A 10190-nucleotide genomic window follows, 5' to 3' on the forward strand; every position below is an offset into this window, starting at 1 on the left:
CCGACCAGGTCCTCCGGTTGACCCATCCGGCTCAGCGGGATCCGCTTGACGATGTCGTCCACCATCGCCTTGGGAGTGGTGGTCCGGTTGGCCTCGGTGTCGATCGGGCCGGGGGCGATGGCGTTGATGCGGATGTTCTGCCAGCCGAGTTCCCGCGAAAGCTGCTGGGTGAGGCTGTTGAGTCCGGCCTTGGCCAGTCCGTAGTAGTTGGAGTAGAGCCACGCCGCGGTCGAGGACTGGTTGACGATCGCCCCGCCGCCGCGACCGGCCATCGTCTTGTACACCGCACGGGTGCACACCAGCGCGCCGTCGAGGTTGACGCTCATGAATCTGCGGTAGTAGTCCCAGTCGACGGTGAGCAGCATGTCCAGCTTCATCCCGCCGAAGATCGCGGCGTTGTTGACCAGGTAGTCGATCCCGCCGAACTCCGCGACGGCCCGCGCGGCCATCGACGCCGCCGACTCCGGGTCGGACACGTCGACGGGCACCGCGATCGCGGTGCCGCCGCCGTCGCGGATGCCGCCGGCGACCCGCTCGGCGCCCTCGAGGTTGATGTCGGCGACGACCACCGCCGCCCCCGCGCCGGCCAGCGCCTCGGCGTAGGCCTGCCCGATGCCCCCGCCCGCGCCGGTGACGACGGCAACCCGGTCGGCGAAACCCTCGACAGCCATGCTCCTCCTTCAGACCGCGGTTGCGATGACCTTGACTTCGAGGTACTCCTCGAACCCGGCGACACCCATCTCCCGGCCGACACCGGACTGCTTGTAGCCGCCGAACGGCACGTCGGCGGAGTACCACACCCCGCCGTTGACATTGACCGTCCCGACCCGCAGCCGGTCGGCGACGGCCCGGGCGCGCTGCGGATCGCCGCTGAAGACCGTGCCGGACAGCCCGTACGGGGAGTCGTTGGCGATGCGGATCGCATCGGGGTCACCGTCGTGTGCGAGCACCGTGAGCACCGGTCCGAAGATCTCCTCGCGGGCGACCCGGGCACTGTTGTCCAGCCCCGCGACGACGGTGGGCTCGATGAAGAAGCCGCGGTCCCGCCCGGCCGGGGGGCCGCCGCCGCAGGCGAACCGGCCGCCCTCGGCGATCGCGAGGTCGAGGTAGGACTGCACACGGTCGCGCTGGCGGGCCGAGATCACCGGCCCGCACACGGTGCCCGGATCGTTGGGGTCGCCCGGCCTGATCCCCGACATGGTCGCCGCCGCGGCGGCGACCGCGTCGTCGTAGCGGTCGCGCGGCACCACCAGCCGGGTGGTGATCGCGCAGCCCTGGCCGGCGTGCACCGACGCGGTGAAGGCGGCCACCGAACAGGCAGCGGCCAGATCGGCGTCGTCGAGCACGATGAAGGCGGACTTGCCGCCCAGTTCCAGGAAGACCCGTTTGATCGTCTCGGCACCGGCCGCCATCACCGCGCGCCCGGTCGCGGTCGATCCGGTGAACGAGACCATGTCGACGGCCGGGTCGGCGGCCAGCATCGCGCCGAGGGCGTGGTCGTCACCGGTGACGATATTGAGCACCCCGGGCGGCAGATCGGTGTGCGCGGCGGCGATTTCACCAAGAACCGCCGCACACCAGGGGGTGTCGGGGGCAGCCTTGAGCACGACGGTGTTGCCGGCGGCCAGTGCCGGACCGATCTTGGCCAGATTGATCTGGTGCGGGAAGTTCCACGGCGTGATCGCACCCACGACCCCGACCGGCTCCCGGACCAGGGTCCGCGCGGTCGCGATCCCCATCGGGCTGGCCACCCCCAGATCGGATCGCCACCGATAGCGCTCGGCGGTGTCGGCCGCGAACGTCAGGTCCGCGACCGGCCCCTCCAGCTGGGCTGCCGCGGTGAGCAACCGCGGCGCCCCGGCTTCGGCGATGGTGATCTCGCGCAGTTCCTCGATGTGCTCGCCCAGCGCGCGCTGCAGCTGCCGGAGGCAACGCACCCGCAGTTCGGTGTCGGAGGCCCAGCCGGTGGTGTCGAAGGCCCGGCGCGCGGCGTCGACGGCCCGGCGCAGGTCGGCGGCGTCGGCGGCCGCGGCGGTGCCCAGGACCTCCTCGGTGGCGGGGTTGATCGTCGGGTAGCGCCCACCCCCGCCGGCCACGAACGTGCCGTCGATGAACAGCTCGCTGGTGCGATCGGCCGCGATCGTCATCGGCTCCCGCCTGAAACGTCAGTGGACAGGTGTCTGGCAATGCTGACCCGACCCTAGCCGCCGCCAGCCCTGCGGTGCAAGACCCCGCAGTTCATCAGGACCACCGTGATCTGCTCTTTCGACCGACGACCTTGCGCCGGCGCGAGGTGCGGGATTACGGTGGACATGTGTCCAGCGATGTCGCTGTCGCCGCTGCGCGCCGGCCCCGCCAGGAGGAGACGTTCCGCAAACTCGTCCGCGCCGGGATGGAGGTGCTGCGCGGCTCCTGCTACGCCGATCTCACGGTGCGGACCGTCGCCGCGCGCGCAAAGGTGGCGCCCGCGACCGCCTACACGTACTTCTCGTCGAAGAACCATCTCGTCGCCGAGGTTTATCTCGATCTGGTCCGGCAGGTGCCGTTCTTCACCGACGTCAACGAGACCCGGCTGACCCGGGTCGAGCAGACCCTCAACGGGCTGGCGATGGTGGTCGCCGACGAACCGGAGGTCGCCGCGGCCTGCACGACGGCTCTGCTGAGCACCGACCCCGCGGTCGGCGGCATCCGGGACCGCATCGGTGCGGAGATCCACAAGCGGATCCGGTCGGCACTGGGACCCGACGCCGACGCGCGCACGGTGGCGGCCCTGGAGATGAGCTACTTCGGCGCCCTCGTGCACGCCGGCAGCGGCGTGTTCAGCTACCGCCAGATCGCCGAGCGGCTGGGCTACCTGGTCGGGCTGATCCTGGGTGACGACACGTGACCGCCGAGACCGTCGAGTTGGTTCTCGACCCGTACGACTACGAATTCCACGAGAACCCCTATCCCTACTACAAGAGGCTGCGCGACGAGGCCCCGCTGTACCGCAACGAGACGCTCAATTTCTGGGCGCTGACCCGTCATGCCGACGTGCACAGCGGATTTCGCAACAGCACCGCCTTCTCCAACAAGCTCGGTGTGTCGCTGGATCCGATCTCGCGCAACACCGAAGCGCACCGGACGATGTCCTTCCTGGCCATGGACGACCCCGCGCATCTGCGACTGCGCACGCTGGTGTCCAAGGGCTTCACCCCGAGGCGGATTCGCGAACTCGAACCGCGGGTGCAGTCCCTGACCCGGATGCGCCTGGAGGATGCGCTGCACAACTCCGACTCGGGACACTTCGACTTCATCGCCGACTTCGCCGGCAAGTTGCCGATGGACGTCATCTCCGAATTGGTCGGTGTGCCCGAGCCCGACCGCGAGCAGCTGCGGGCGTTGGCCGACGGTGTGATGCATCGCCAGGACGGGGTGCCCGACGTGCCGGAGTCAGCCCTGCGTGCGGCGATGGATCTGCTGGTCTACTACGCCGACATGGTCGCCCAGCGCCGAAAGCACCCCACCGACGACCTGACCGGTGCGCTGCTCGAGGCCGACATCGACGGCGACCGGTTGGCCGACGAGGAGATCATGGCGTTCCTGTTCCTGATGGTGGTGGCCGGCAACGAGACCACCACCAAACTGCTGGGCAACGCGATGTACTGGGGTGCTCGCAATCCCGATCAGCTGGCCGGCGTCTACGACGACCCGTCCACGGTGCCGCTGTGGGTGGAGGAGACCCTGCGTTACGACAACTCGACGCAGATCCTGGCCCGCACCGTGACCGGGGACGTCGAGTTTCACGGCGTCACCCTGCGCGACGGCGACACGCTGCTGCTGGTGCCCGGCTCCGCGAACCGCGACGAGCGGGTGTTCGACGCGCCCGACGAGTTCCGGATCGGGCGCGACATCGGGTCGAAGCTGCTGAGCTTCGGCAGCGGGGTGCACTTCTGTCTGGGGGCGCACCTGGCGCGCATGGAGGCCCGCCTCGCGTTGACCGAACTCGTCGGGCGGATTTCCGGCTATGAGGTCGACGAAGCCCACGCGGTGCGGGTGCACTCCAGCAACGTGCGCGGGTTCGCCGCGCTGCCGATCACGGTGCGACCCCGCGCCGGCGAGGGATCCCCGAGAGACTGATGGCGCGCTTCGACCCCCACCCGGCACGCCGGCCCGCGATCGTCGCCGGCGCGTCCTCGGGTATCGGCGCCGCCACCGCCGTCGAACTGGCGGCCCGCGGCTTCCCGGTGGCGCTGGGCGCGCGGCGGGTGGACAGGTGTGCGGAACTGGCCGAGCGGATCCGCGCCGACGGCGGTGAGGCGGTGGCCGTCTGCCTCGACGTCACCGATCCCGACTCGGTCACCGGATTCGTCCGGCGCGTCACCGAGGAACTCGGTGAGGTCGAGGTCCTCGTCGCCGGTGCCGGGGACACCTTCTTCGGCCGGCTGCACGAGGGCGCGACCGAGGACTTCGAGTCCCAGATCCGGATCCATCTCGTCGGGGCGAATCGGCTGGCGACCGCGGTGCTGCCGGGCATGGTCGAGCGCCGCCGCGGCGACGTCATCTTCGTCGGTTCCGACGTGGCGCTGCGCCAGCGTCCGCACATGGGCGGCTACGGCGCGGCCAAGGCCGGGCTGACGGCGATGGTCACCAACCTGCAGATGGAACTGGAGGGCACCGGGGTGCGGGCGTCGATCGTGCATCCCGGGCCGACGCTGACCGGGATGGGCTGGAACCTGCCGCCGGAGTCGATCGCCCCGGCCCTGCAGGAGTGGGCGAAATGGGGCCAGGCGCGGCACAACTACTTCCTGCGCGCCGAGGACCTGGCCCGGGCGATCGCCTTCGTCGCCGAGACCCCCCGCGGGGGGTATGTGGTGTCGATGGAGATCCAGCCCGAGGCGCCGCTGACCGACGCACCCGAGCAACGCCAGCAGCTCCGATACCCGGAGCAATCGTGACCGCCGCGCGCGAGGTGCCCCGCGTGTCCGGCGGGCACGACGAGCACGGCCACCTCGAGGAGTTCCGCACCGACCCGATCGGACTGATGGCCCGGGTGCGCGCCGAATGCGGCGACGTCGGCAGCTTCCAACTCGCCGACAAGCAGGTGATCCTGCTCACCGGTGCGCAGCCCGGGGAGTTCTTCTTCCGCTCCGCCGACGAGGATCTCGACCAAGCCGAGGCCTACCCCTTCATGACCCCGATCTTCGGCAAGGGCGTGGTGTTCGATGCCAGCCCCGAACGCCGCAGGGAGATGCTGCACAACTCCGCGCTGCGCGGGGACCACATGAAAAGTCACGCCGCCACCATCGAGCACGAAGTCCGCCGGATGATCGCCGACTGGGGCGACAGCGGGGAAGTCGACCTGCTGGACTTCTTCGCCGAGTTGACCATCTACACCTCGTCGGCCTGCCTGATCGGGCGCAAGTTCCGCGACCAGCTCGACTCCCGGTTCGCCACCTACTATCACCTGCTCGAACGCGGCACCGACCCGCTGTGCTACGTCGACCCCTACCTGCCGATCGAGAGCTTCCGCGTCCGCGACGAAGCCAGGCAGGCCCTGGTCGCCCTGGTGGCGGAGATCATGGAGCAGCGCATCGCCAACCCGCCCCGCGACAAACGTGACCGCGACATGCTCGACGTGCTGGTGTCGATCACCGACGACCAGGGGGCGCCGCGCTTCTCCGCCGATGAGATCACCGGCATGTTCATCTCACTGATGTTCGCCGGTCACCACACCAGCTCGGGCACCTCGTCGTGGACGCTGATCGAGTTGCTGCGCCACCCCGAGGTCTATGCCGAGGTGATCGCCGAACTCGACGGGCTCTACGCCGACGGCCAGGAGGTCAGCTTCCACGCGCTGCGGCAGATCCCGACACTGGAGAACGTCCTCAAGGAGACGCTGCGGCTGCATCCGCCGCTGATCATCCTGATGCGCGTCGCGCAGGGCGAATTCGACGTCGCGGGCTACCCGATCCACCGCGGTGACTTCGTCGCCGCCTCCCCGGCGATCTCGAACCGGATCGCGGAGGACTTCCCCGACCCGGACGCTTTCGACCCGGACCGCTACGTCAAGCCCCGCGAGGAGGACGTGGTCCACCGGTGGACCTGGATTCCGTTCGGCGCGGGCCGGCACCGCTGCGTCGGGGCGGCTTTCGCCACGATGCAGATCAAGGCGATCTTCTCGATTCTGCTGCGCGAGTACTCCTTCGAGATGGCCCAGCCCGCCGACTCCTACCGCAACGACCACTCCAAGATGGTGGTCCAACTCTCCCGGCCGGCGCGGGTGCGTTACCGCCGGCGCAACCGTTAGGAGCACACCCGTGGGCAGCTACCGCGTCGACGTCGAGGCCGACCTCTGTCAGGGTCACGCCATGTGCGAGCTGGAGGCGCCGGAGTTCTTCCGGGTGCCCAAGCGCGGCATCGTGGAGATCCTCGACACCGAACCACCCGACTCCGCCCGCGCCGACATCGAACGGGCCGTCGAGGCGTGCCCGACCCGCGCGCTGTTCATCACCGAGATATCCGAGGAGGGCTAGATGGCCGCAGTACCCCGCGACAAGCTGGAGGAGTTCGTCGAGCGCTGGCTGGCGACCAACCGCGACGCCGAACGCGCCGGCGACTGGACGCCGCTGGCCGACTTCTACACCGCAGATGCCACCTACGGCTGGAACATCGGCCCGAAGGAGGACGTGATGTGCGTGGGCCGCGACGAGATCCGCGAGATAGCCCTGGGCCTGGAGATGGCCGGCCTCGAGGGCTGGACCTACCCGTATCAGAAGGTGCTCATCGACGAGAAGATCGGCGAGGTGGTCGGGTTCTGGAAACAGGTGGCCACCGACGCCGAGGGCAACACCTCGGAGATCTACGGCATCGGCGGAAGCTGGTTTCGCCTGGGCGTCGGCCCCGACGGTTCGGCGCTGATCGAGTGGCAGCGCGACTTCTTCGACTTCGGTCACGTCCAGAAGCTCTACCTGCGGCTGATGAAGGCCGGGAAACTGTCCGAGGGCATGGCCCGGCGCATCGAGCGCGGCATGGCCGGGGAGAAGCTGCCCGGCTACTACCCGATCGGCCAGGCACCGGTCCCGATCTGGTGACGCTGCCCCGGCTTGGTCCTAGGATCGGCTGGGTCGGCCACAACGAGCGGAGGGTTCGCGATGAAGACGAAGGGTGCGTTGATCTGGGAGTTCAACCAGCCGTGGTCGATCGAGGAAATCGAGATCGGCGATCCGGCCGCCAACGAGGTCAAGGTCCAGATGGAGGCCTCGGGCATGTGCCACTCCGACCACCACCTGGTGACCGGCGGCATCCCGATGCTGGGCTTCCCGGTGCTCGGCGGACACGAGGGCGCCGGCGTCGTGACGGAGGTCGGCGAGGGCGTCGAGAGCGTGGCGCCGGGTGACCACGTGGTGATGTCGTTCATCCCGTCCTGCGGCAAGTGTCCGTCGTGTCAGGCCGGTCTGCGCAACCTCTGCGATCTGGGGGCCGGACTGCTCGGCGGACTGGCGATCTCCGACAACACCCACCGCATTCACGCCGAGGGCCAGCCGGTGTTCCCGATGACCCTGCTGGGCACGTTCTCGCCCTACATGGTCGTCCACGAGTCCTCGGTGGTGAAGATCGACCCGTCGGTCCCCTTCGAGGTGGCCTGCCTGGTCGGCTGCGGAGTCACCACCGGGTGGGGGTCGGCCACCCACACCGCGCAGATCAAACCCGGCGAGGACGTCGCGATCGTCGGCGTCGGCGGCGTCGGCATGGCCGCCCTGCAGGGCGCGGTGCTCTCCGGGGCCCGCAACATCTTCGTCGTCGATCCCGTCGAGTGGAAACGCGACCAGGCGCTGAAGTTCGGCGCCACCCACGTCTACGAGGACATCAACGCCGCCCTCATGGGTATCGCCGAGACCACCGCGGGCTTCATGGCCAAGAAGGTGATCGTGACCGTCGGGGAACTCAACGGGGCCGACGTCGAGAACTACATGATGATCACCTCCAAGTCGGGCACCTGTGTGGTCACCGCGATCGGCAGCATGGTGGACACCAACGTCACCCTCAACCTGGCGATGCTCACCCTGATGCAGAAGAACCTGCAGGGCACGATCTTCGGCGGCGGCAATCCCTACCACGACATCCCACAGCTGCTGAGCATGTACAAGGCGGGCAAGCTCAACCTCGACGACATGATCACCCGCCAGTACCGCCTCGACCAGATCAACGAGGGCTATCAGGACATGCTGGAGGGCCGCAACATCCGCGGCGTCATCCGGTACACCGACGAGGATCGATGACGCAGACTGAACTCACCCGCGCGATGGCCGCCTCGCAGGAGTCGTGGCGCTGCGTGCAGAGCCACGACAAGGCCGGCTGGCTCGCGCTGATGGCGCCCGACGTCGTCATCGAGGATCCGATCGGCGAGTCGATCACCAACCCCGACGGTCGGGGCATCCGGGGCAGGGACGCGGTGTCCGCGTTCTACGACACCAACATCGCCGCCAACAACCTCACGGTCACCTGCGAGGAGACCTTCCCCTCCAGCTCGCCCGACGAGGTGGCCCACATCCTGGTGCTGCGCAGCGAGTTCGAGGGAGGCTTCACCAGCAGCGTGCGCGGAGTGTTCTGCTATCGCGTCGACGACGCCGGCCTGATCACCAACATCCGCGGCTACTGGCACCTCAAGGCGATGACCTTCGGGCAGGTCTCGGCCGACGCGGGAGCCGAGTGAGCCCGGTGCCGTCGGTCTTCACCAGGATCATCAACCGCGAGCTGCCGGGCCGCTTCGTCTACGAGGACGATCGCGGACACGACGGCGTGGTGGCCTTTCTGACGATCGAGCCGATGACCCCCGGGCACACCCTGGTGGTGCCCCGCGCCGAGGTGGACAACTGGCAGCAGATCGACCCGGCGGTGTTCGCCTCGGTGATGGCGGTCGCCCAGCGCATCGGCCGGGCGGTGTGCGCGGCGTTCGGCGCCGAGCGTGCCGGGCTGATCATCGCCGGCCTGGAGGTCCCGCACCTGCACGTCCACGTGTTCCCGGCGTACAACCTGACCGACTTCGGCTTCGCCAACGTCGACCGCAACCCCACCCCGGAGTCGCTGGACGAGGCGCAGTCCAAGATCGTGGCGGCGCTCGCCGCGCTGGACTGACCCGAAAGCCCGAACCCCGGTCCTACACTTGGCGGATGGATCTGGCCCGGATGCTGGTGGACGCGGCGGTGGCGCCGGTGCGCATCGGGCTGGCGGCCGCCAACGCGGGTCTGGACGTCGCCGAGACCGCCATCGACTTGGCCAAGCGGACCCTGCGCGACGGGGAAGTCCCCTCGGCCCGCGACTCGGTGGCCCTGCTGCTCGGGCTGGAGGACACCCTGGAGCGCGCCACCAAGCTGGCGCAGCTGCTCGACGACGACGCACCGCTGGGCCGCGCCCTCGCCCAGGACGGCCCGCTGGACCGCCTGCTGCAGCCCGGCGGGCTGGTCGAACGACTGACCGCGACCGACGGTGTACTCGATCGGCTCACCGCCGAGGGTGGCGGGGTGGACCGGGCGCTGGCCCCCGGCGGACTGGTCGATCAGCTCCTGGCCGAGGACGGTCTGCTCGAACGCGTCCTCGCCGAGGACGGACTGGCCGACCGGATCCTGGCCGAGGACGGCCTGATCGACAAACTCACCGCGCGCAACGGTCCGCTGGAGCAGTTGGCCGACGTCGCCTACACGCTCAACCGGCTGACCCCGGGCCTGGAAGCGTTGGCCCCGACCATCGAGACGCTGCGCGAGGCCGTCGTCACGCTCAGCGCGGTGGTCAACCCGCTGAGCACCATCGCCGAGCGGATCCCGCTGCCGGGCCGCCGGCTGTGGCCGTTCCGCGACGACGAACAGTGAGCCGGAACTGACCCGATAGGCTTGCCCGCAGGCCTCCTTAGCTCAGTGGTAGAGCACTCGCCTTGTAAGCGAAAGGTCGTCAGTTCAATCCTGACAGGGGGCTCGTCATCGCTCGCCGCAGATCGGCTGGTCGTGGCGTCCCGACGGGAATGCAACGTCAATTATTTCGCGGATGGCGGCCCCGGCTGCTAACTTACCCCCGACACTCGACCGGGAGAGGAGCCGCTGTGACCGTCGCCGTAACGCGCCCGCAGCAGCCCGGTGAGCCGCTGGGCCGGGCGCGGGCTCAGCGCGAACAGCTGACTCGTCTCCTGCGGGGCCTGGCAGCCAGACTCGACGAAC

The 10190-nt window shown here is 69.2% G+C and carries 12 protein-coding genes and 1 tRNA gene; 11 read left to right on the top strand and 2 right to left on the bottom strand.

The features are described from left to right. Together ACKOB8_RS10940 and ACKOB8_RS10945 are read right to left on the bottom strand one after the other, a co-directional pair. Window positions 1-671: SDR family oxidoreductase (locus ACKOB8_RS10940; RefSeq protein WP_526377242.1), on the bottom strand; the 671-nt coding region annotated here is incomplete at its 3' end. Between the two features lie 9 nt (window positions 672-680). After that, entirely contained in the window at window positions 681-2147 is a 1467-nt protein-coding gene (locus ACKOB8_RS10945) for an aldehyde dehydrogenase (protein ID WP_526377243.1), read from the bottom strand. Between the two features lie 167 nt (window positions 2148-2314). On the opposite strand from ACKOB8_RS10945, the gene ACKOB8_RS10950 reads away from it, so the two are divergent. The 11 genes from ACKOB8_RS10950 (at window position 2315) to ACKOB8_RS11000 (ending at window position 9951) form a co-directional block, all read left to right on the top strand. Beyond that, window positions 2315-2887 carry a TetR/AcrR family transcriptional regulator gene (locus ACKOB8_RS10950; RefSeq protein WP_526377244.1) on the top strand — a complete coding sequence of 191 codons (573 nt, stop codon included), beginning with the start codon at window positions 2315-2317 and terminating at the stop codon, window positions 2885-2887. Continuing rightward, window positions 2884-4119: a cytochrome P450 gene (locus ACKOB8_RS10955; protein WP_526377245.1), complete on the top strand. Its 1236-nt coding sequence runs from the start codon at window positions 2884-2886 to the stop codon at window positions 4117-4119. Before ACKOB8_RS10950 ends, ACKOB8_RS10955 begins: the two co-directional genes overlap by 4 nt. Continuing rightward, window positions 4119-4937, top strand: a complete 819-nt coding sequence (locus ACKOB8_RS10960; RefSeq protein ID WP_526377246.1) for an SDR family oxidoreductase — start codon at window positions 4119-4121, stop codon at window positions 4935-4937. Before ACKOB8_RS10955 ends, ACKOB8_RS10960 begins: the two co-directional genes overlap by 1 nt. Further along, a complete protein-coding gene (cyp51, locus tag ACKOB8_RS10965; protein ID WP_526377247.1) occupies window positions 4934-6289 on the top strand; it encodes a lanosterol 14-alpha demethylase in 1356 nt (451 codons plus the stop codon). Before ACKOB8_RS10960 ends, cyp51 begins: the two co-directional genes overlap by 4 nt. A 10-nt stretch (window positions 6290-6299) precedes the next feature. After that, complete coding sequence (gene fdx, locus ACKOB8_RS10970) at window positions 6300-6515, top strand: ferredoxin Fdx (RefSeq protein WP_526377248.1); 216 nt, start codon at window positions 6300-6302, stop codon at window positions 6513-6515. Beyond that, window positions 6516-7073 (top strand): nuclear transport factor 2 family protein, encoded by a 558-nt coding sequence (locus ACKOB8_RS10975; protein WP_526377249.1) that lies wholly within the window; start codon window positions 6516-6518, stop codon window positions 7071-7073. Window positions 7074-7133: 60 nt separating this feature from the next. Then, entirely contained in the window at window positions 7134-8261 is a 1128-nt protein-coding gene (locus ACKOB8_RS10980; RefSeq protein WP_526377250.1) for an NDMA-dependent alcohol dehydrogenase, read from the top strand. Then, window positions 8258-8695: a nuclear transport factor 2 family protein gene (locus tag ACKOB8_RS10985; RefSeq protein ID WP_526377251.1), complete on the top strand. Its 438-nt coding sequence runs from the start codon at window positions 8258-8260 to the stop codon at window positions 8693-8695. Before ACKOB8_RS10980 ends, ACKOB8_RS10985 begins: the two co-directional genes overlap by 4 nt. A gap of 5 nt (window positions 8696-8700) precedes the next feature. Next, window positions 8701-9117: an HIT family protein gene (locus tag ACKOB8_RS10990; RefSeq protein ID WP_526377253.1), complete on the top strand. Its 417-nt coding sequence runs from the start codon at window positions 8701-8703 to the stop codon at window positions 9115-9117. A 35-nt stretch (window positions 9118-9152) separates the two neighbouring features. Continuing rightward, window positions 9153-9848, top strand: coding sequence for a hypothetical protein (locus ACKOB8_RS10995; RefSeq protein ID WP_526377252.1), 696 nt, complete (start codon window positions 9153-9155; stop codon window positions 9846-9848). A 31-nt stretch (window positions 9849-9879) separates the two neighbouring features. Then, window positions 9880-9951: transfer RNA gene (locus ACKOB8_RS11000), tRNA-Thr, on the top strand. The last annotated feature ends 239 nt before the right edge of the window (window positions 9952-10190 follow it).

It is taken from the genome of Mycobacterium sp. (genome assembly GCF_046091765.1).
GTDB lineage: Bacteria > Actinomycetota > Actinomycetes > Mycobacteriales > Mycobacteriaceae > Mycobacterium.

Bases quoted from the DNA above. Each gene is read 5' to 3' on its own strand.
- ACKOB8_RS10945 (WP_526377243.1), bottom strand. From the start codon at position 2,147: ATGACGATCGCGGCCGATCGCACCAGCGAGCTGTTCATCGACGGCACG.
- ACKOB8_RS10960 (WP_526377246.1), top strand. From the start codon at position 4,119: ATGGCGCGCTTCGACCCCCACCCGGCACGCCGGCCCGCGATCGTCGCC.
- ACKOB8_RS10985 (WP_526377251.1), top strand. From the start codon at position 8,258: ATGACGCAGACTGAACTCACCCGCGCGATGGCCGCCTCGCAGGAGTCG.
- ACKOB8_RS10980 (WP_526377250.1), top strand. From the start codon at position 7,134: ATGAAGACGAAGGGTGCGTTGATCTGGGAGTTCAACCAGCCGTGGTCG.
- ACKOB8_RS10975 (WP_526377249.1), top strand. From the start codon at position 6,516: ATGGCCGCAGTACCCCGCGACAAGCTGGAGGAGTTCGTCGAGCGCTGG.
- ACKOB8_RS10995 (WP_526377252.1), top strand. From the start codon at position 9,153: ATGGATCTGGCCCGGATGCTGGTGGACGCGGCGGTGGCGCCGGTGCGC.